Source organism: Promicromonospora sp. NPDC019610, from assembly GCF_044389365.1.
Classification (GTDB): Bacteria; Actinomycetota; Actinomycetes; order Actinomycetales; family Cellulomonadaceae; genus Promicromonospora.
In genome coordinates this window covers 1,462,945-1,483,793 of record NZ_JBIRXX010000002.1, presented here as the reverse complement: position 1 = coordinate 1,483,793, position 20,849 = coordinate 1,462,945, and the positions used below count along the sequence as shown (strand labels likewise).

Genomic DNA, 20,849 nt, shown 5'->3' with positions numbered 1-20,849 from the left:
AAAGGCATCAAACCTGCGATGACCGAGAACAAGCCTGAGATCGCCTACCTCCCGCCGGGCGTCCCGCCGACCAACCACGGCCACACGGTCGCCGCGTGGGTCACGATGGTCGGGATCACGCTGGGTGTGCTGATCTCCTCGTGGGGCGTCGTGGTGGCCCAGTCGTGGTCGGCCTGGCTGGTCCTGTTCGTGCTCGGCTTCGTCGTGGTCGGGGCCTCGCTCGTCATCGGCCTGGTCCTGCGCAACCTGGGCCTGGGCCAGAAGACGGTCCAGCGGTAACCGGTGCCATGACCGCCCTGGAGATGGCCGCGCCGTCCGCCGCCTACCCCCGCAACAACCTGGGGGTCTGGTCGCTCGTGCTGGGCATCGCGTCGATCGTGCTGCTGCTGGGCGCCCTCACGGGCATCCCCGCGATCATCATCGGCAACCAGGGCCGCCGCGCCGTCCGCGCCGGCGACGCGAACAACGAGGGGACGGCGCTGGCCGGCGTCGTGCTGGGCTGGCTGTCGCTCGCGATGCTGGCCGTCGTGATCGGGCTCGTCATCGTCCGCTTCCTGGCGGGTGGGTCGCATTCCTGAGACGACCGTCCGGCCGGCGGCGCCCGCCCTGCGGGCGCCGGTCCTGGCCGGGGCGGCCGTCGGTGCGGCCACCCTCCTGGTGGCGCTCCGCGACCCGCACGTGGCCGGCTCCTACGGGTTCTGCCCCCTGCTGGAGCTGACCGGCCTGGCCTGCCCACTCTGCGGCGGGCTGCGCGCCACGCACGACCTGGCGCACCTCGACCTGGCGGGCGCCTGGTCGGCCAACGCCCTGTGGACGGTCACCGCCCCGGTGGTCGTGGTCGTCTGGCTGGCCTGGCTCGTGGCCGCGGCCCGCGGACGCCCGTTCCGCGGCCTGTCGAGCACCGCGGGCTGGGTCACGCTCGGGGTCGCGCTCGCGTTCTTCGTGGCGCGAAACCTGCCCGGGCTGCAGCAGTACCTGACCCCCTGGCTCTGATCCCGGCCCTGATCAGGCGATCTTCAGGGATCTCCACGGAAACGAGGCGGACGGCGGTCGCCCGGGATCTGACGGGCCGTCGTCTCACGGTCCGGGAGTGGTCAGGACCACACCCTGGATCCGCCTACCATGGCCATGGGGCACACGTCCCAGCAGTCGTAGGGCGTGATCAGGCGCACGAGGCCGCATGCCGAGGGCAGAGCGAGGGCACGGGGAGGCTCATTACATGTCGGTCCTGGAGGACATCGTCGCGGGGGTACGCGAGGACCTCGCGGAGCGTGAGGCACGCGTGCCTCTCGACGCGCTCAAGGAGCGCGCCAACGCGGTGCCCGGGGCCCTCGAGGGTCTCGGCCGCCTCAAGCAGGCGGACGCCGTCTCGGTGATCGCCGAGGTCAAGCGCTCGAGCCCCAGCAAGGGTTCCCTGGCCCAGATCGCCGACCCGGCGGCGCTCGCGGTCGAGTACGAGACCGGCGGGGCCTCCGCGATCTCCGTGCTCACGGAGCAGCGCCGGTTCCACGGCTCGCTGGCCGACCTGGACGCGGTGCGCGGTCGCGTGGACGTGCCGGTGCTGCGCAAGGACTTCGTCGTCACGCCCTACCAGGTCTGGGAGGCGCGCGCGCACGGGGCGGACCTGGTGCTGCTCATCGTGGCCGCCCTGGAGCAGACGGTGCTCGAGTCGCTGGTCGAGCGGGTGCACTCGCTGGGCATGACCGCGCTCGTGGAGACGCACAACCTCGAGGAGGTGCGCCGGGCGGTCGACGCCGGGGCGCGCGTCGTGGGCGTCAACGCCCGCAACCTGAAGACGCTCGAGCTGGACCGCGGCCTGTTCCGCAGCCTCGCCGAGTACATCCCGGACGACGTGGTCAAGATCGCCGAGTCCGGCATCCGTGGACCGCACGACGTGATGGAGATGGCCCGGGCCGGGGCGGACTGCGTCCTGGTGGGCGAGGCGCTCGTGACCGACGGCGCCCCGCGCGCCTCGGTGGCCGACCTCGTCGCCGCGGGCTCGCACCCGTCGCTGCGCTCCGTCCGTCCGGCCTGAAGGGATCCGAGGTGACCGACGTGAAGCTTTCCGACGTCTCCGGCCCGTACTTCGGCCAGTACGGCGGGCGCTTCGTGCCCGAGGCGCTCATCGCCGCGCTCGACGAGCTCGACACGGAGTTCCGCAAGGCTGCCGACGACCCCGCGTTCGCGGCCGAGCTGCAGCGCCTGCACCGGGAGTACACCGGCCGGCCGAGCCCGCTGACCGAGGTGCCGCGGTTCGCCGCGCACGCGGGCGGCGAGTCGGGCGGCGTACGAGTGTTCCTCAAGCGGGAGGACCTCAACCACACCGGTTCGCACAAGATCAACAACGTGCTGGGCCAGGCCCTGCTCGTCAAGCGCATGGGCAAGAAGCGCCTCATCGCCGAGACGGGGGCGGGCCAGCACGGCGTCGCCACCGCCACCGCGGCGGCCCTGATGGACCTCGAGTGCGTGGTCTACATGGGCGAGGAGGACACCCGGCGGCAGGCGCTGAACGTGGCGCGGATGCGCCTGCTCGGCGCCGAGGTCGTGCCGGTCAAGATCGGCTCGCGCACGCTCAAGGACGCGATCAACGAGGCGCTGCGCGACTGGGTCGCCAACGTCGAGACGACGCACTACCTGCTGGGCACCGTCACCGGCCCGCACCCGTTCCCCGAGATGGTCCGCCAGTTCCACCGCATCATCGGCGAGGAGGCGCGCGAGCAGCTCCTGGAGCGCACCGGCCGCCTGCCCGACGTCGTCGCGGCGTGCGTGGGCGGCGGCTCCAACGCGCTGGGCATCTTCAACGCGTTCCTCGACGACAAGGACGTGGAGCTGCGCGGCTTCGAGGCCGGTGGCGAGGGCATCGAGTCGGGCCGGCACGCGGCCCGGTTCAGCGGCGGCGCGCTGGGCGTGCTGCACGGCGCGCGCTCGTACCTGCTGCAGGACGACGACGGCCAGACCCTGCCCAGCCACTCGGTCTCCGCAGGCCTGGACTACCCGAGCGTCGGCCCGGCGCACGCCTGGCTGCACGACCTGGGCCGGGCCACGTACGAGCCCGTGACCGACGACGAGGCCATGGAGGCGTTCCGCCTGCTGTGCCGCACCGAGGGCATCATCCCGGCCATCGAGTCGGCGCACGCCCTCGCGGGCGCGCTGCGCGTGGGCCGGGCCGCGGCCGCCGAGGGCCGCACCGGCCCCGGCGGCGAGCCGCTCCTGCTGCTGGTGAACCTGTCGGGTCGCGGCGACAAGGACGTGGCGACGGCGGCCCGCTGGTTCGGGTTGCTGGACGGCGCGGACAACAACGTCGCGGCCGAGGAGCTCGAACGACAGGAGGGCCGGGGATGACCACGGTGACGCAGCAGGCCACGGGTCCGGACACGCACTCCGGCACCGCCGACCTGATCGCCCGCCTGCGCACGCAGGAGAACCGGCCCGCCCTGGTGGGCTACCTGCCGGTGGGCTACCCGACGGTCGACCGGTCGATCGAGGCGCTGAAGATGCTCGTGGACCACGGCGTCGACATCATCGAGCTCGGCATCCCGTACACCGACCCCGTCCTCGACGGCCCGGTGATCCAGGCGGCCGCGCAGGGCGCGCTCGACGCGGGCGCGCGGGTGCACGACGTGTTCCGCGTGGTGCGCGAGCTGACGCAGTACGCGCCGCACGTGCCCGTGCTGGTCATGACGTACTGGAACCCGGTGCTCAAGTACGGCCCGGACGCGTTCGCGCGCGACCTGGCCGCCGCGGGCGGCGCCGGGCTGATCACGCCCGACCTCATCCCCGACGAGGGCGCCGACTGGATCGCGGCGAGCGAGGCGCACGGCCTGGACCGCGTGTTCCTCGTGGCCCCCAGCTCGACGCCGGAGCGGCTGCGCCTGACCGTCGGCCAGTCGCGCGGCTTCGTCTACGCGGCGTCGCTCATGGGCGTCACGGGCGAGCGCAACCAGGTGGGCTCGCGCGCCGAGCAGCTCGTGACCGACACGCGCGCCGCCGGCGCGCCGAACGTCTGCGTGGGCCTGGGCGTCTCCACGGGGGCGCAGGCCGCCGAGGTCGGCCGCTTCGCCGACGGCGTCATCGTCGGCTCGGCGCTGGTCCGCCCGCTCCTGGCGGAGGGCCCGCTGCCGGACGACGAGTGGGCGGTCCGTCTCACGAATCTGGCCGGCGTGACGGAGGACCTCGCCGCCGGGGTACGGTCGGCTCGCGCTTCCGCGCCCACCGACCCCCCTACCGCCACGCCTGGCGGTGCGACCCCCTCCGGAGAGGCCCTGTGACGCTGCTGACCGCACTGCCGGCCGCTCTGTCCGTGGAGCTGCCTGCCGCGTTGTCCGCCGCGCTCCCCGGAGCTCCCGCCGTCTCCCAGATCCCCAGCCCGGCCCAGCACACCTGGTACCTCGGGATCTTCCCGCTGCGCGCCTACGCGCTGGCCATCCTCGCGGGCATCGTGCTCGCCGTCTGGCTCACCGCCAGGCGGTGGAAGGCGCGCGGGGGCAGCCCGGACGACGTCCTGGAGATCACCTTCTGGGCGGTGCCGTTCGGCATCGTCGGGGGCCGGATCTACCACGTCCTCTCGTCGCCCGACCGGTACTTCGGCGAGAACTTCTCGGGCGGGGGTGACCCCGTCCAGGCGCTCTACGTCTGGGAGGGCGGCCTCGGCATCTGGGGCGCCGTGGCGCTCGGCGCCGTGGGCGCGTGGATCGGCTGCCGCCGGCAGGGCGTGCGGCTGTCGTCGTTCGCCGACGCCGTGGCGCCGGGCCTGCTGATCGCGCAGGCCGTCGGCCGCCTCGGCAACTGGTTCAACCAGGAGCTGTACGGACGGCCGACCGAGCTGCCCTGGGGCCTGCACATCGACGCCGAGTACCTGGTGTCGAACCCGGCCACGGGAGTGGCGTACCCGGAGGGCACGCTCTTCCACCCGACGTTCCTGTACGAGCTCCTGTGGAATCTCCTGATGGCCGGAGTTCTGCTGTTTCTCGACCGTCGGTTCAGGTTGGGTCATGGGCGGGTATTCTGGGCGTACGTCCTGCTCTACACTCTCGGACGGGTCTGGATCGAGATGCTCCGCATCGACGATGCGGAGCAGGTGCTGGGGCTCCGCCTCAACGTCTGGACCTCGATCCTGCTGGGCCTTGCGGCCCTGGTGGTCTCGATCGTGCTGGCTCGAAGGTTCCCCACCAGGGAGGAGTCGGTGCGGTTGCGACCACAGGACGACGAACCGCCGGCGGGCCCACGGGCCGAGCCGGAGCCTGACCCAGGAGTCGAAGGGACCGGCGAGGCCGCGGCCGAGCCGGAGGAAGTGAAGACAGCTGCACAGGAGGAGTCCGACGCGGACGCCTCCGTGCGCACCTGAGGGGCACGACCGCCGGGACCACCGGACGACGAGCCCCCTGACCGACCGGGCCGCCGTCGTCCCGGACCACCGCAAGGAACTGCGCTCGGCTGCGGCCGAGTGCCTGTGAGGACCCATGACCAAGCCGTTGCCGACACAGAGGGTTGGGCTGCCCACGCAGACGTTTGAAGGCGGCCTGTACGACCCGGCGGCCGAGCATGACGCGTGCGGCGTCGCCTTCGTGGCGACCCTGCGCGGCACGCCCGGGCGCGACATCGTCGATGCCGGGCTCACCGCCCTGCTGAACCTCGACCACCGCGGCGCGGTGGGAGCGGAGGAGGACAGCGGCGACGGCGCCGGCATCCTCACCCAGATCCCCGACGCGTTCGTCCGCGACGTCGTGGGGGTGGACCTGCCGCCCGCCGGGATGTACGCGATCGGTACGGCGTTCCTGCCGACCGACGAGGCCGAGCGCGACGCCGTCGTGGCCCGCGTCGAGGCGCTGGCCGCCGAGGAGAAGCTCGACGTGCTCGCGTGGCGCGACGTCCCGGTCGACGCCGGGATCGTGGGCCCGACGGCGCGCGCCTCGATGCCGGTGTTCCGCCAGATCGTGGTGGCCGACCCCTCGCGGAGCCTGTCCGGGATCGACCTGGACCGCCGCTGCTACCGCCTGCGCAAGCGGGCGGAGAACGAGGTCGGGCTGTACTTCGCCTCGCTCAGCGCCCGCACCCTGACGTACAAGGGCATGCTGACGACGGCGCAGCTCGAGCCGTTCTTCCCCGACCTGTCGGACCCGCGGTACGCCACCGAGCTCGCCCTGGTCCACTCGCGGTTCTCCACGAACACGTTCCCGTCGTGGCCGCTGGCCCAGCCGTTCCGGCTGCTGGCCCACAACGGCGAGATCAACACCGTGCGCGGCAACCGCAACTGGGTCGCGGCGCGCGAGGGCACCATGGAGTCCGACCTGCTGGGCGACCTCGCGCCGCTCCAGCCGGTCTGCTCGCCCGGCGCGAGCGACTCGGCGAGCTTCGACGAGGTGCTGGAGCTGCTGCACCTGTCGGGTCGGTCCCTGCCGCACTCCGTGCTGATGATGGTGCCCGAGGCCTGGGAGAACAACCCGGGCATGGACCCCGCCCTGCGGTCGTTCTACCAGTACAACGCGAACCTCATCGAGCCGTGGGACGGCCCCGCCTCCCTGACGTTCACCGACGGCACCCTGATCGGCGCCGTGCTCGACCGCAACGGCCTGCGCCCCGGGCGCTGGTGGGTCACCGAGGACGGCCTGGTCGTCCTGGCCTCCGAGGCCGGCGTGCTCGACATCGACCCCGCCACCGTGGTCCGCAAGGGCCGCCTCGAGCCCGGCAAGATGTTCCTCGTGGACACCGGCTCCGGCCGGATCGTCGAGGACGAGGAGGTCAAGTCCGGCCTCGCCGCCATGCACCCGTACGGGGACTGGATCCGCGAGCACTCGGTCTACCTCGACGAGCTGCCCGACCGCGAGCACGTGGCGCACAGCCCGGCGTCGGTCCGGCGTCGGCAGCGGGCCTTCGGCTACACCGAGGAAGAGCTCAAGATCATCCTGTCGCCGATGGCGACGACCGGCGGCGAGCCGCTGGGCGCCATGGGCTCCGACACGCCCGTCGCGGTGCTCTCGCAGCGCCCGCGCCTGCTGTTCGACTACTTCACGCAGATGTTCGCGCAGGTGACCAACCCGCCCCTGGACGCGATCCGCGAGGAGCTGGTCACGGCCATCGGCAGCGCCATCGGCCCGGAGCCGAACCTGCTGGCCGACCTGCCGGAGCACGCGCGCAAGCTCGTGCTCGGCTTCCCGGTGCTGGACAACGACCAGCTCGCCAAGGTCGTGCACGTCGAGCGCGACCGCGAGCTGGAGGGCCTGTTCCAGGCCGAGACCATCCAGGGCCTGTACGACGTCTCGGGCGGTGGCGCCGCGCTGCTCGCCCGGCTGGAGGCGATCTTCGCCGACGTCGACCGGTACGTGGAGGAGGGCGCGAGCTTCCTCGTGCTCTCGGACCGCGACGCGAACTCCGAGCTCGCCCCGATCCCGTCGCTGCTCCTGACCAGCGCCGTGCACCACCACCTGGTGCGCAAGCACACCCGCAACCGGGTCTCCCTGGTGGTCGAGGCCGGCGACGTGCGCGAGGTGCACCACGTCGCGCTGCTCATCGGCTACGGCGCGGCCGCCGTGAACCCCTACCTCGCGATGGAGACGGTCGAGGACCTCGCCCGCCGCGGGTACCTGGACGTCACGCCGGAGCAGGCGGTCGCCAACCTCATCAAGGCGCTCGGCAAGGGCGTGCTCAAGGTGATGTCCAAGATGGGCATCTCCACGATCATGTCCTACCGCGGCGCCCAGATCTTCGAGGCCGTGGGCCTGTCCCACGACCTGGTCGAGGACTACTTCACCGGCACCACCTCGCGGCTCGGCGGCATCGGCCTGGACGTCATCGCGGCCGAGGTCGCGGCGCGGCACGCCGAGGCCTATCCGCCGTCGGGCAACAAGAAGCCGGGCGAGCGCCTCACCACAGGTGGCGAGTACCAGTGGCGCCGCGACGGCGAGGACCACCTCTTCGACCCGGAGACGGTGTTCCGGCTGCAGCACGCCACGCGGTCCGGTCGGATGGACATCTTCCGGCAGTACACGCGGCGCGTGGACGAGCAGTCGAACCGCCTCATGACGCTGCGCGGCCTGCTGCGCTTCAGCCCCGACCGCGAGCCGGTGCCGATCGACGAGGTCCAGCCGGTCTCCGAGATCGTCAAGCTGTTCAACACGGGCGCCATGTCCTACGGCTCGATCTCGGCCGAGGCGCACGAGACCCTCGCGATCGCGATGAACCGCCTCGGCGGCCGCTCCAACACGGGCGAGGGCGGCGAGGACCCGGAGCGCCTGTACGACGACGAGCGCCGCTCGCGCGTCAAGCAGATCGCCTCGGGCCGGTTCGGCGTGACGTCGGAGTACCTCACGCAGGCCACCGACATCCAGCTCAAGCTCGCCCAGGGCGCCAAGCCCGGCGAGGGCGGCCAGCTGCCCGGGAACAAGGTGTACCCGTGGGTCGCCGCGACCCGGCACTCGACCCCCGGCGTCGGCCTCATCTCGCCGCCGCCGCACCACGACATCTATTCGATCGAGGACCTGGCCCAGCTCATCCACGACGCGAAGAACGCCAACCCGTCGGCGCGCGTGCACGTGAAGCTGGTCAGCGAGTTCGGGGTGGGGACGGTCGCGACAGGGGTCTCGAAGGCGCACGCCGACGTCGTCCTCATCTCGGGGCACGACGGCGGGACGGGCGCCTCGCCGCTCACGTCGCTCAAGCACGCCGGCACGCCGTGGGAGATCGGCCTGGCCGAGACCCAGCAGACGCTCGTGCTCAACGACCTGCGCGACCGCATCGTGGTGCAGGTCGACGGGCAGATGAAGACCGGCCGCGACGTCATCGTCGCGGCGCTGCTCGGGGCCGAGGAGTTCGGCTTCGCGACGGCGCCCATGGTGGTCTCGGGCTGCGTCATGATGCGCGTCTGTCACCTGGACACCTGTCCCGTCGGCGTCGCCACGCAGAACCCCGAGCTGCGCAGCCGGTTCACCGGCAAGCCGGAGTTCGTCGTGAACTTCTTCGAGTTCATCGCCCAGGAGGTGCGCGAGCACCTCGCGGCGCTCGGGTTCCGCAGCCTCGAGGAGGCCGTGGGCCAGGTGCAGGTGCTCGACACCCGCAAGGCGGTCGACCACTGGAAGGCGCAGGGCCTCGACCTGACGCCGGTGCTCGCCCGGCCGCAGCTCAAGGAGGGCTCGTCCCTGCGCCACACCCGGGTGCAGGACCACGGCCTCGCCCGGGCGCTGGACAACCAGCTCATCGCGGCCGCGGCCCCGGCCCTGGAGCGCGGGGAAGCCGTCAAGATCGAGCTGCCGGTGCGCAACGTCAACCGGACGGTCGGCACGATGCTGGGCCACGAGGTGACCAAGCGGTACCGGGGCGCGGGCCTGCCGGACGACACGATCGAGGTGACCCTGACCGGGTCCGCCGGCCAGTCGCTCGGCGCGTTCCTGCCGCGCGGCATCACGCTGCGCCTGTTCGGCGACGCCAACGACTACGTCGGCAAGGGCCTGTCGGGCGGCCGCGTCGCGGTGCGGCCCGACCGGGCCTCCGTGCTCGACGGCGCCAACGTCATCGCGGGCAACGTCATCGGCTACGGCGCCACCTCCGGCGAGGTGTTCCTGCGCGGACGCGTGGGGGAGCGGTTCGGGGTGCGCAACTCCGGCGCGACCCTGATCGCCGAGGGCGTGGGCGACCACGCCTGCGAGTACATGACCGGCGGTACCGTGCTGGTGCTCGGTCCCACGGGCCGCAACGTCGGCGCGGGCATGTCCGGCGGCACCGCGTTCTTCCTGGACCTGCGGGTCTCCCGCGTCAACCAGGCGGCGCTGGAGGCGGGCGAGCTCGCCGTCGGCGTCCTGGACGACGCCGACTGGGAGACCGTGCGCGGCCTCCTGGAGCGGCACCTGGCCGAGACCGGCTCGACCGTCGCGGCCGAGCTGCTCGCGGACCCCGCCGCCGCGCGGGGCCGGTTCAGCCGGCTGCTGCCCCCGGGCTGGGCGCGCGTGCGCCTCGCCCTCGCCGAGGCCGAGGCCGACGGCACCGACATCTCGGGCAAGACCCAGTGGGACCCGTCCGTGTGGAACCAGATCATGGAGGTGGCACGTGGCTGACCCCCGAGGATTTCTGAAGGTCCGGGAGCGGGAGCTCCCGCCGAACCGGCCCGTCGAGGTGCGGCTGCGTGACTGGAAGGACACGCACGCGCACCGCGAGGAGGGTCAGGCGTTCTTGAAGGAGCAGGCCGGCCGCTGCATGGACTGCGGCGTGCCGTTCTGCCACCAGGGCTGCCCGCTGGGCAACCTGATCCCCGACTGGAACGACCTGGTCTGGCGCGGCCAGTGGGCCGACGCGATCGACCGCCTGCACGCCACGAACAACTTCCCGGAGTTCACCGGGCGGGTGTGCCCGGCGCCGTGCGAGTCGTCCTGCGTGCTGAGCATCAACCAGCCCGCGGTCACCATCAAGAACGTCGAGGTCTCGATCATCGACGAGGCGTTCGCGCGTGGCCTGGTCACGCCGCACGTCCCGGAGCGGCTCACCGGTTCCACGGTGGCCGTCGTCGGCTCGGGCCCCGCGGGCCTCGCCGCAGCGCAGCAGCTCACGCGCGCCGGTCACACCGTGGTCGTCTACGAGCGCGACGACGCCATCGGCGGCCTGCTGCGCTACGGCATCCCGGACTTCAAGCTCGAGAAGCTGCACATCGACCGCCGTCTGGCGCAGATGGAGGCCGAGGGCACCCGCTTCCGTGCCGGCGTGACGATCGGCGAGGACATCAGCTGGGACGCCCTGCGCCGCCGGTTCGACGCCGTCGTGGTCGCCACGGGCGCCACCGTGCCGCGCGAGCTGCCCGTGCCGGGACGGGACCTCGCCGGCATCCACTACGCCATGGACTTCCTGACGCCCGCCAACAAGGCGGTCGCGGCCGGTACGCCCGACGACCTGCCCGAGGGCGCGCCGACGGCGGCCGGGAAGCACGTGGTCATCATCGGCGGCGGCGACACCGGCTCGGACTGCCTCGGCACCGCGCTGCGCCAGGGCGCCGCGAGCGTCACCACGCTCGCCATCGGCAAGAAGCCGCCGGTCGAGCGCCCGGCGAACCAGCCGTGGCCCACCGACCCCATCCTGTTCGAGGTCTCGACCTCGCACGAGGAGGGCGGCGAGCGCACCTACCTGGCCTCCACGGTCGAGTTCCTGGCCGACGAGGACGGCAACGTCCGCGCCCTCAAGGTCGCCGAGACCGAGTACCTGCCCGACGGCCGCCGCGCCCCGAAGGCCGGCACCGAGCGTGAGATCCCCGCGGACCTCGTGCTGGTGGCCATGGGGTTCACCGGCCCCGAGGTCGGCGTGCTCGAGGAGCAGACCGGCATCGAGGTCACCGAGCGCGGCCTCGTGGCCCGCGGCGACGACTACGCCGCGAGCCTGCCGGGCGTGTTCGTCGCCGGTGACGCCGGCCGCGGGCAGTCCCTCATCGTGTGGGCGATCGCCGAGGGCCGCGCCGCGGCCGCCGCGGCCGACACCTACCTCCAGGGCAGCACCGAGCTGCCCGCCCCGGTGCGTCCCCGCACGCTCGCTCTGCGATCGTGACCCGAGAACCCCACCGGGAGTTGTACACCCCCACAGGGCGCGCTGGCGCCCACCATGCCTAGGCTGGAGACATGCGCAGAGCCAAGATCGTGTGCACCATCGGACCCGCCACGGAGAGCCCGGAAAAACTCCGGGAGCTCGTTGACGCCGGCATGAACGTGGCGCGGATCAACCGCAGCCACGGCGAGCAGGAGGCTCATGCGGCGGTATACCGCAACGTGCGAGAGGCCGCCAAGGCGGCAGGAAAGTCGGTCGCCGTACTGGTCGACCTGCAGGGACCCAAGATCCGGCTCGGCCGGTTCGCGGGAGACGAAAAGCATTTCTTGAACAAGGGCGACACGTTCACCATCACAACCGAGGACATCCTCGGCAACCGTGAGATCGTCTCGACCACCCACAAGGGCCTGGCCCAGGACGCCCAGGTGGGCGACCCGCTGCTGATCGACGACGGCAAGGTGCGCGTGCGCGTCACCGCCGTCGACGGCCCGCGCGTCGTCACCGAGGTCGAGGTTCCCGGACCGGTCTCGAACAACAAGGGCATCAACCTGCCCGGCGTCGCCGTGTCCGTGCCCGCCCTGTCCGACAAGGACGAGTCGGACCTGCGCTGGGCGCTCGCCCTGGGCGCCGACTTCATCGCGCTGTCGTTCGTGCGGTCCGCCAAGGACTACGAGGACGTCCGCCGCGTGATGGAGGAGGAGGGCCGCACGGTCCCCGTCATCGCCAAGATCGAGAAGCCGCAGGCCGTGGAGAACCTCGCCGAGGTCATCGCGGCGTTCGACGGCGTCATGGTGGCGCGCGGTGACCTCGCGGTCGAGATGCCGCTGGAGCAGGTGCCGCTCGTGCAGAAGCGCATCGTCGAGATGGCGCGGCGCAACGCCAAGCCGGTCATCGTCGCCACGCAGGTGCTGGAGTCGATGACGACGTCGCCGACGCCGACCCGCGCCGAGGCGTCCGACTGCGCCAACGCGGTGCTCGACGGCGCCGACGCGGTCATGCTCTCGGGCGAGACCTCGGTGGGCGACTACCCGATCATCACGGTCCAGACCATGGCCCGGATCATCGAGGCCACGGAGGAGGCGGGCCGGGAGCGCATCGCGCCGCTCGGCTCCACGCCGCACACCCGTGGTGGCGCCATCACGCGTGCCGCCGCCGAGATCGGTGAGACGCTCGGGGTCAAGTACCTCGTGACGTTCACGCAGTCGGGCGACTCCGCGCGCCGGATGTCCCGCCTGCGCTCGTCCATCCCGCTGCTCGCGTTCACCCCCGAGCAGGACGTCGCCAACACCCTCGCCCTGACGTGGGGTACCTCCGAGTACCTCGTGCCCAAGGTCGACACGGTGGACGCCATGGTCGCCCAGGTGGACCTGACCCTGCAGGACCAGGGCCTCGCCGAGAAGGGCGACACGGTGGTGGTGGTCTCGGGTGCGCCGGTCGGCGTGCCGGGCACGACCAACTCGATCCTGGTGCACCGCATCGGCTCCCACACGGACGGCCGCAGCAAGGGCTGACGTCACACGACGGCCACGCCGAGAACGACCGCGCCGAGTCAGCGTCCTGGTCCGCCTGTACCCCGGATTCGTCCGGGGTACAGGCGGACCAGGACGCTGACTCGGCGCGGTCGTTCTCACGCTGGCAGTCGGGTGGCGGAGATGTCGCTATTGTTCCGGCGTGAACCGCGCCTCCCTGCCCTGGTCCCGGATCGGCTTCGCCGTGCTCGTGGTGGTCTCGCTCAGCCTCGGCTGGTGGGGCCTGATGCTCGACACCACGCACGTGCCCGGCCGCACCTGGTACGACGTCGTCTACCACGACCTCCAGCTCTTCGTGATGGGCGCCGACCCCGCCAGCGGCGGCGGGCCGCTGTCCTGGCAGCTCCAGGTCGCGCGGTTCCTCGCGCCCGGCACCGCCGTCTACGCCCTGTTCGAGGCGGCGCGCGCCCTGTTCACCGGTGAGCTCCGGCGGTTCAGCCAGCGTCGTGCGCGCGGGCACGCGATCGTCGTCGGCGAGACCGACGCCGCCGACACCGTCACCGCCGCGCTGGAGGCGGCCGGGCACCGCGTGCTGCGCACCCCGGACGCCGCCGGCCTGTCCGACGTCGGCCTCCCGGGCGCGACCGTGCTGTACGCGTGCGGCGACGACACCACCGACGCGACGGCGAACGTGCTGACCGTCGCGGAGGCGGAGGCGGCGGTCCGCCGCGCGGGCCGCGGCCCCGAGCGGCTGTACGCGCACGTCAGCGACCCCGACCTGGGCGTGGCGCTCCAGGCGCGGCACCTGAGCTGCGCGGAGCCCGGCGTGGACTTCTTCACGCTCGACGTCATCGCCGCGCAGGCCCTCGCCGTCCGAGAGGTGCGGCGCATCCTGGACGCCCCCGGCGGCCCGGCCCCGGTGACGCACCTGGTGGTGGTCGGCTCGGGCGAGTTCGCCAAGGCCCTCGTGGTGGGGCTGGCCCGGGAGTGGGAGCTCGCGGGGGAGGGGCTGCGCCTGGTCGTCGACCTGAGCGCGGACGACGCCGACCACGTGGCCGGCGAGCTGCGGGCCCGCTGGTCGCCCGTGGCCCAGCGGATCGAGCTGCGGGCGGTGCCGGTGCTCGGTGCGGGCGGCGGCACCCCGGACACCGTCTACGTGTGCCACGCGTCGGACGGCGTGTCCCTGCGGGTGGCGCTGACGGCGACGCGGCTGTGGCACGGCGGCCCCGGGTCGCTGGTGCTCCTGCTCGACGGACTGGCGGGCCTGACGGGCGCGTTCGGCACCGAGGCGTCGCGCGTGCTCGACAACCTGGACGGCCGGCTGCGGACCGTGACCACGCGCGACCTGCTCGCCGACGTCGAGCGTGTCGAGGCCCGGGCGCACGCCGACATGTACGAGCGGATCGCGCGCTCCGTGCACCACGTCTACCTGCGCAACCAGCTCGAGCGTGGCGTCGGCTGGGGCGAGGTCCCCGCGATGGTGCGCTGGGAGGACCTGTCGGACGACCTGCGGGCCTCCAACCGGGGCTGGGTGGTCGGGCTGCCCGCGCGCCTGTCACGCATGGGCGCGACGATCGCACCGCGCGACGGCGCCCCGGACGTGGTCTTCGACGGCGCGGAGCTCGACCGGCTCGCCGAGGCCGAGCACGAGCTGTGGGAGTCCGTGCGCGTCGCCGCGGGCTGGCGCAGCGGCCCCGTGCGGGACGACGCCGCCCGGATCCACCCCATGATCGGCGTGCCGTGGTCGGAGCTGTCCGAGTCGAACCGGGAGAAGGACCGCGACGTGGTGCGGCTGCTGCCCGAGATCCTGGCGGAGTTCGGGCTGGAGGTCGTCCGGTACGAGACGAGCCCGGTCGTCGTCGGCTGACGGAGTTGACCATGCACCCGCTGCCAGAACTGCCGCCCGGCTGGCAGCAGGTGCCTGCTGAACCGCGGTCAGCCGGTGACGATGAGTGGTGCCCCCGGTGGGATTCGAACCCACACTGGATCGGGTTTGAGCCGATTGCCTCTGCCGGTTGGGCTACGGGGGCACGCCGCGTGGTGCAGCAGACATCGAACCACACCGCCGGCCTGGGTCCCAAGCCCAGGTGCGCAACGTAGGATGTCCTTCGTGACCGACGAGAACACCGAGAAGCTTTCCCTGGACCTGCCCCCGCTGGTCGATGCCGAGCCCGAGGCAGCTCCCGCCAACCCCTCCCGTCGCGCCGTCGTGGCGGAGGACGAGGCACTCATCCGCATGGACGTCGTGGAGACCCTGCGCGAGGCGGGTTTCGACGTCGTGGGTGAGGCCGGTGACGGCGAGACCGCCGTCAACCTGGCCATCGAGCTCAAGCCCGACGTCGTCGTGATGGACGTCAAGATGCCCGAGCTGGACGGCATCTCTGCCGCCGAGCGCATCGGCAAGGCCCACGCCGCGCCCGTCGTGCTGCTCACGGCGTTCTCGCAGACGGAGCTCGTCGAGCGCGCCCGCGACGCCGGTGCCATGGCGTACGTGGTCAAGCCCTTCACCCCGGCCGACCTGCTGCCCGCCGTCGAGATCGCCATCTCGCGGTACTCGCAGATCGGTGCGCTGGAGGCCGAGGTCGCCGACCTGACCGAGCGCTTCGAGACCCGCAAGCGCGTGGACCGCGCCAAGGGTCTGCTCATGACGAAGATGGGCCTGTCGGAGCCGGAGTCGTTCCGCTGGATCCAGAAGACGTCGATGGACCGCCGCCTCACCATGCGCGAGGTCGCCGACGCCGTCATCGAGCAGGTCGGGGCCTGAGCGAGCGGTGGAACACGCCATCCGGACCCGTCGTCCCGGAGCGGGTGAAATTCGGCACTGCCTGTTCTCTGCCGGCCCGCTCGGGACTAGTGTCTGCGCGGAGCCGGGCGTGACGTCCGGCCGCCAGACACCCGGGAGGAGATGAGCGTGCGCACCGTGCTGGACATCCACCCCGCGCGCGAGGCCGACCTACCCGCCGTGGCGGCGCTGGCCGCTGCCGCGCGCGACGACTCGCCCACCGGGGCCCAGCTCGGCGCCCAGGAGGTCGACCGGCTGCTGGAGCACCTCAGCGTGCTGCTGGCGGCGGGCGGTCATGTGCTGGTCGCGGAGCAGGACGGCCAGGTCGTCGGAGTCGTCCTGGGCCGGGTCGTGGCGGCATACCTCTTCGCGGAGCGCGCCAGCCTCTACCTGGACATGCTGTTCGTGGCGCCGCAGACCCGCCGTCACGGCGTCGGTCACGCGCTGCTGCGCGCGGCCACCGACCTCGCGGCCGAGCACGAGTGTCACGACATCTACTCCGCGCCCGTACCCGGCAACCGCGGCGTCCAGCGCTTCCTCGCCCGCCTCGGGTTCGCCCCGGCCGCCGGCCACCGCGTGGCGTCCGTCGCCGCGCTGCAGCGCCGCCTCGCGGCCGAGGCCACCGCCCGCGACGGCGCGCACGGCCGGCGGTCCGCCCGCGGCGGCATCGAGGATCTCATCGCCCGCCGCCGCCGGGCCCGCTCCGTGATGGAGTCCGGGCCCATCGACATGCGCGCGGTGGGTGGCGGCGCCCCGTCGCGCCGCCACCCGGCGAAGGCCGGCTAGCGCTCTCCTCGCGGAGCAGGCCGGCGATCGGAGTCCGTCGCTCTCCCCGGGCCGGGAAGATGCCTTCGCAGCGGGAAGGGTAACGAGCACGGAGCAGTGCTACCTCTCTGTTACCTCCCCGGCTGCGTAAGCCCTGCCCTGGAGCGGTGATGCCGTCGAACACCGTGCGCCGGGGGCCTCCGGCTCAGCCGAGGATCATGCAGGTCAGGCGCGCCGTGCACACCCGCTTGCCGGCGTCGTCGGTGATCACGATCTCGTAGGACGCCGTCGACCGGCCCAGGTGGATCGCCGTCGCCGTGCCCGTGACGTGGCCGTCGCGCGCGCCCCGGTGGTGCGTGGCGCTCACCTCGATGCCCACGGTCTTCTTGCCCGGCCCGGCGTGCGCCTGCGCGGCCAGCGAGCCGAGGGTCTCGGCGAGCACCACAGAGGCGCCCCCGTGCAGCAGACCGGCGGGCTGTGTGTTGCCCTTCACCGGGATCCGCCCGACGGCGCGGTCCGGGGCGAGCTCCAGGAGCTCCATCTCCATGCGCTCGAAGAGCGTGCCCGCGGTGTCGGCGCCGGCGTACATGGCCTTCCAGTCGATCTCGGAACCTGCGTCGGAAGGCGTCGCGGAAGCGCTCGTGTCAGTCATGCGAGCTATGTTGTCAGGCGTGACCTCCACCGCGCCAAGCCGTACTCCGGGTACGCCGTCCTCAGGCCGCCCCCGTCTCCTGCTGATCGACGGTCATTCCATGGCCTATCGGGCGTTCTACGCGCTGCCCGACACCCTCGCGACCAGCTCAGGACAGATCACCAACGCCGTCTACGGCTTCACGTCGATGCTGACGAACCTGCTGCGCGACGAGCAGCCCACCCACATGGCGGTGGCGTTCGACGCGGGCCGGGTCACGTTCCGCACGGAGCGCTTCCCCGCCTACAAGGGCACGCGCGACGCCACGCCGGACGCGTTCAAGGGGCAGGTGCCCCTGATCAAGGAGGTGCTCGACACCCTCCGCATCAGCTCGATCGAGCTGCCCGGCATCGAGGCCGACGACATCCTCGCCACCCTCGCCACGCAGGCCAAGGCCGCGGGCATGGAGGTGCTGGTCTGCTCGGGCGACCGCGACACGCTGCAGCTCGTCAACGGCGACGTCACCGTCCTGTACCCCAAGAAGGGCGTCTCCGAGCTGGCCCGCATGGACCCCGAGGCGGTCGAGGCCAAGTACGGCGTGCCGCCCGAGCGCTACCCGGACCTCGCGGCGCTCGTGGGCGAGACCAGCGACAACCTCCCGGGCGTGCCCGGGGTCGGGCCCAAGACCGCCGCCAAGTGGATCACCGCGCACGGCGGCCTCGCCGCGCTGCTGGACGCCGCCGACGAGATCAAGGGCAAGGCGGGGGAGAACCTGCGCGCGCACCTCGACCAGGTGCGGGTCAACCGCGAGCTGAACGCCCTGCTGACCGACGTCGAGCTGCCGCTCGCCGTGGCCGACCTCGCCCTCGCGGGCTTCGACCGCGAGGCCGTGCACCTCGTCTCGGACACGCTGCAGTTCGGCCAGCTCCGTGACCGGCTGCTCGCCGTGGACCCCGCGGGCGCGGCCGAGGAGGAGGCGCCCGCCGGCGCGTCCGTCGAGCTCGACCTGGCCGACCTCGACCCGGGCGCCCTCGGCGCCTGGCTCGCCGCGCGCACCGGGCGCGTGGGCGTCGAGGTGTCCGGCAAGACCACGCCCGGCGGCGGGGACGCGTGGGCCGTCGCCGTGGCGCAGCCGGGCGGCGAGGCCGCCTACCTCGACCTCACGCAGCTCGGGCCCGACGACGAGAAGGCGCTCGCGGCCTGGCTCGCCGACGCCGACGCGCCCAAGGTGCTGCACGGGGCGAAGGCGGCCGCGCACATGCTCGCGGCGCGCGGCATGGAGCTCGACGGCGTCGTGTTCGACACCGAGCTCGCGGCCTACCTGTGCTACCCGGACCAGCGCGGCTACGACCTGGGCGACCTCGCCGTCCGGCACCTGGGGCGGGAGCTCAAGGTCGCGGAGCCCGAGGGCGCGCAGGGCGCGCTGGACCTGTCGCTGGAGGGCGAGACCGAGGGGCAGGCCGAGGCCGTGCGCGCGCAGGGTGTCGCCGACCTCGCGACCGCGCTGGAGGGCGAGCTCGCCGACCGCGACGCCACGCACCTCCTGGACGACGTCGAGCTGCCGCTCTCGGGGGTGCTCGCCCGGATGGAGCGCATCGGCATCGCGGCGGACACCGAGTACCTCACGGGCCTGGAGAAGCAGTTCGCCCAGGGGGTGGCCGACGCCGCGGCCGACGCCTACGCCGTGATCGACCGCGAGGTGAACCTCGGCAGCCCCAAGCAGCTGCAGGAGGTCCTCTTCGACCAGCTCGGCATGCCCAAGACCAAGAAGATCAAGACCGGCTACACCACCGACGCGGCGAGCCTGCAGGACCTGTTCGTCAAGACGGAGCACCCGTTCCTGGCGCACCTGCTGGCGCACCGCGACGTCTCCCGCCTCCGGGTCACGGTCGAGGGGCTGCTCAAGTCCGTGGCCCCGGACGGCCGCATCCACACCACGTTCCAGCAGACCATCGCCGCCACGGGCCGCCTGAGCTCGACGGACCCGAACCTGCAGAACATCCCGATCCGCACCGAGGCGGGCCGGCAGATCCGCCGCGCGTTCCGGGTGGGCGAGGGCTACGAGTCCCTGCTGACGGCCGACTACAGCCAGATCGAGATGCGCATCATGGCGCACCTGTCGGGCGACGAGGGCCTCATCGCGGCGTTCAACTCGGGCGAGGACCTGCACCGCTACGTGGGCTCGCGTGTGTTCGAGGTCGACCCCGCCGACGTGACGCCCGAGATGCGCTCCAAGATCAAGGCCATGTCGTACGGCCTGGCCTACGGCCTGAGCGCCTTCGGCCTGTCGCAGCAGCTCAACATCGCCACGGGCGAGGCGCAGACGCTGATGGACGACTACTTCGAGCGGTTCGGCGGCGTGCGCGACTACCTGTCGGGCGTGGTCGAGGAGGCGCGCGCCACCGGCTACACCGCCACGATCCTCGGCCGCCGGCGCTACCTGCCCGACCTCACGAGCGACAACCGGCAGCGCCGGCAGATGGCGGAGCGCATGGCGCTGAACGCGCCCATCCAGGGCAGCGCCGCCGACATCATCAAGCTCGCGATGCTCCGCGTCCAGCGCGCGCTGGACGAGCGCGGTCTCGCCTCGCGCCTGCTGCTCCAGGTGCACGACGAGCTCGTGCTCGAGGTGTCGCCGGGGGAGCGGGACGTGGCCGAGGAGGTGCTGCGCACCGAGATGGGCGCGGCGTTCGAGCTCAACGTCCCGCTGGACGTCTCCGTCGGTACCGGCGCCACCTGGCACGAGGCGGGCCACTAGCCGAGGTCAGGGGCGGGTCGTCACGAAGACCGCGGTGCCCGGGAGGTAGCGGCCGCGCTCCGGCCCCCAGCCGCCCCAGACCTGGTCGTTCCAGTCCGGCCACTCGGGCTCGACCAGGTCGACCAGCCGCAGCCCGGCGGCGACCACGTCCCGCACGTGGTCGCCGACGGTCCGGTGGTACTCCGCGTAGACGACCCGCCCGGCGGCGTCCGCCTCCACGTAGGGGCGGCGGTCGAAGTACGACCGGTTGGCCGTGAGGCCGTGCAGGCTCGGGTCGTCCGGGAACGCCCAGCGCAGGGGGTGGGTCACCGAGAACACCCAGCGGCCGCCGGGGCGCAGCACACGGGCGGCCTCCCGGTGCACGCGCACGGGGTCGGGCACGAAGGGCAGGGCGCCGAACGACGTGAAGACGACGTCGAACGCGCCGTCCGCGAAGGGCAGCGCCCGCGCGTCGGCCTGCACCCGCGGCACGACGACGCCGGTCGCGGCGTCGAGGCGCACCGCCCCCGCCAGCATGCCCGCCGAGAAGTCCGTGGCGACCGCCCGCGCGCCGCGGGACGCGAGCCAGCGCGAGCAGTGCGCGGCCCCGGCCCCGACCTCCAGCACGTCGCGCCCGGCGACGTCGCCCAGCAGGCCCGCCTCCGCCTCGGTCAGTCCCTCCGGCCCCCAGCGGAACCCGGCGTCGCCGAGGAAGTCGCGGTGCTCGTCGAGGTACTCGCCCGCGTTGGCGTCCCACCAGCTCCGGGCGACGCCGCGGTCGTCGGGCAGGTCGCGGTAGCCGAAGGACACCGGTTCGTCAGAGGTCACGGTGCCATCATCCCCGCTCGGCCCGCTCGCGCACGCACCGGTGAAGCCCGGGCCAACTACCACATTCATAGCGGTAACAAAAGGGTCACGATTGGATTGCGAGTGCCGTAGCGAAATACGGAAGCA

General features: G+C 72.7%; 16 protein-coding genes and 1 tRNA gene. 14 read left to right on the top strand and 3 right to left on the bottom strand.

The genetic code is table 11. From position 1 onward, the window contains the following. Positions 1 to 18 precede the first annotated feature (18 nt). The 11 genes from ACH45N_RS18240 to ACH45N_RS18190 all read left to right on the top strand — a co-directional run bounded on the left by ACH45N_RS18240 (position 19) and on the right by ACH45N_RS18190 (position 14,847). Positions 19 to 279, top strand: a complete 261-nt coding sequence (locus ACH45N_RS18240) for an HGxxPAAW family protein (protein WP_397396375.1) — start codon at positions 19 to 21, stop codon at positions 277 to 279. A gap of 8 nt (positions 280 to 287) precedes the next feature. Continuing rightward, positions 288 to 578 carry a DUF4190 domain-containing protein gene (locus ACH45N_RS18235; RefSeq protein WP_397396373.1) on the top strand — a complete coding sequence of 97 codons (291 nt, stop codon included), beginning with the start codon at positions 288 to 290 and terminating at the stop codon, positions 576 to 578. Continuing rightward, positions 562 to 993 carry a DUF2752 domain-containing protein gene (locus tag ACH45N_RS18230; RefSeq protein WP_397396371.1) on the top strand — a complete coding sequence of 144 codons (432 nt, stop codon included), beginning with the start codon at positions 562 to 564 and terminating at the stop codon, positions 991 to 993. The genes ACH45N_RS18235 and ACH45N_RS18230 overlap by 17 nt, the downstream gene beginning before the upstream one ends. A 226-nt stretch (positions 994 to 1,219) precedes the next feature. Further along, positions 1,220 to 2,035 carry an indole-3-glycerol phosphate synthase TrpC gene (trpC, locus tag ACH45N_RS18225; RefSeq protein ID WP_397396369.1) on the top strand — a complete coding sequence of 272 codons (816 nt, stop codon included), beginning with the start codon at positions 1,220 to 1,222 and terminating at the stop codon, positions 2,033 to 2,035. Positions 2,036 to 2,046: 11 nt separating this feature from the next. Further along, positions 2,047 to 3,342, top strand: a complete 1,296-nt coding sequence (trpB, locus tag ACH45N_RS18220) for a tryptophan synthase subunit beta (protein WP_397396367.1) — start codon at positions 2,047 to 2,049, stop codon at positions 3,340 to 3,342. Beyond that, a complete protein-coding gene (gene trpA / locus ACH45N_RS18215) occupies positions 3,339 to 4,268 on the top strand; it encodes a tryptophan synthase subunit alpha (protein ID WP_397396365.1) in 930 nt (309 codons plus the stop codon). Before trpB ends, trpA begins: the two co-directional genes overlap by 4 nt. Further along, positions 4,265 to 5,344: a prolipoprotein diacylglyceryl transferase gene (gene lgt / locus ACH45N_RS18210; RefSeq protein WP_397396363.1), complete on the top strand. Its 1,080-nt coding sequence runs from the start codon at positions 4,265 to 4,267 to the stop codon at positions 5,342 to 5,344. The genes trpA and lgt overlap by 4 nt, the downstream gene beginning before the upstream one ends. Before the next feature lie 115 nt (positions 5,345 to 5,459). Beyond that, positions 5,460 to 10,043 (top strand): glutamate synthase large subunit, encoded by a 4,584-nt coding sequence (gene gltB, locus ACH45N_RS18205; RefSeq protein ID WP_397396361.1) that lies wholly within the window; start codon positions 5,460 to 5,462, stop codon positions 10,041 to 10,043. After that, on the top strand, positions 10,036 to 11,514 hold the full coding sequence (locus ACH45N_RS18200) for a glutamate synthase subunit beta (protein WP_397396359.1): 1,479 nt from the start codon (positions 10,036 to 10,038) through the stop codon (positions 11,512 to 11,514). The genes gltB and ACH45N_RS18200 overlap by 8 nt, the downstream gene beginning before the upstream one ends. A 71-nt stretch (positions 11,515 to 11,585) precedes the next feature. Then, the gene (pyk, locus tag ACH45N_RS18195) at positions 11,586 to 13,022 is read left to right on the top strand and encodes a pyruvate kinase (protein ID WP_397396357.1); all 1,437 of its coding nucleotides are present in this window, start codon (positions 11,586 to 11,588) and stop codon (positions 13,020 to 13,022) included. A gap of 160 nt (positions 13,023 to 13,182) precedes the next feature. Further along, positions 13,183 to 14,847, top strand: coding sequence for a RyR domain-containing protein (locus ACH45N_RS18190; protein WP_397396355.1), 1,665 nt, complete (start codon positions 13,183 to 13,185; stop codon positions 14,845 to 14,847). 86 nt (positions 14,848 to 14,933) lie between these two features. On the opposite strand, the gene ACH45N_RS18185 is transcribed toward ACH45N_RS18190, so the two are convergent. After that, positions 14,934 to 15,010 (bottom strand) — tRNA-Leu (locus ACH45N_RS18185). A 71-nt stretch (positions 15,011 to 15,081) separates the two neighbouring features. On the opposite strand from ACH45N_RS18185, the gene ACH45N_RS18180 reads away from it, so the two are divergent. After that, complete coding sequence (locus ACH45N_RS18180; RefSeq protein ID WP_285102343.1) at positions 15,082 to 15,744, top strand: ANTAR domain-containing response regulator; 663 nt, start codon at positions 15,082 to 15,084, stop codon at positions 15,742 to 15,744. A gap of 147 nt (positions 15,745 to 15,891) precedes the next feature. Continuing rightward, positions 15,892 to 16,548 carry a GNAT family N-acetyltransferase gene (locus tag ACH45N_RS18175; protein WP_397396353.1) on the top strand — a complete coding sequence of 219 codons (657 nt, stop codon included), beginning with the start codon at positions 15,892 to 15,894 and terminating at the stop codon, positions 16,546 to 16,548. 184 nt (positions 16,549 to 16,732) lie between these two features. Here the strand turns inward: ACH45N_RS18175 and ACH45N_RS18170 are convergent, their stop codons facing one another. Continuing rightward, on the bottom strand, positions 16,733 to 17,116 hold the full coding sequence (locus ACH45N_RS18170) for a PaaI family thioesterase (protein WP_377221261.1): 384 nt from the start codon (positions 17,114 to 17,116) through the stop codon (positions 16,733 to 16,735). Positions 17,117 to 17,186: 70 nt separating this feature from the next. Between ACH45N_RS18170 and polA the strand changes: the two genes are divergently transcribed. Next, on the top strand, positions 17,187 to 19,916 hold the full coding sequence (polA, locus tag ACH45N_RS18165) for a DNA polymerase I (RefSeq protein WP_397396351.1): 2,730 nt from the start codon (positions 17,187 to 17,189) through the stop codon (positions 19,914 to 19,916). 6 nt (positions 19,917 to 19,922) lie between these two features. On the opposite strand, the gene ACH45N_RS18160 is transcribed toward polA, so the two are convergent. After that, a complete protein-coding gene (locus tag ACH45N_RS18160) occupies positions 19,923 to 20,723 on the bottom strand; it encodes a class I SAM-dependent methyltransferase (protein WP_397396349.1) in 801 nt (266 codons plus the stop codon). Between the last annotated feature and the right edge of the window lie 126 nt (positions 20,724 to 20,849).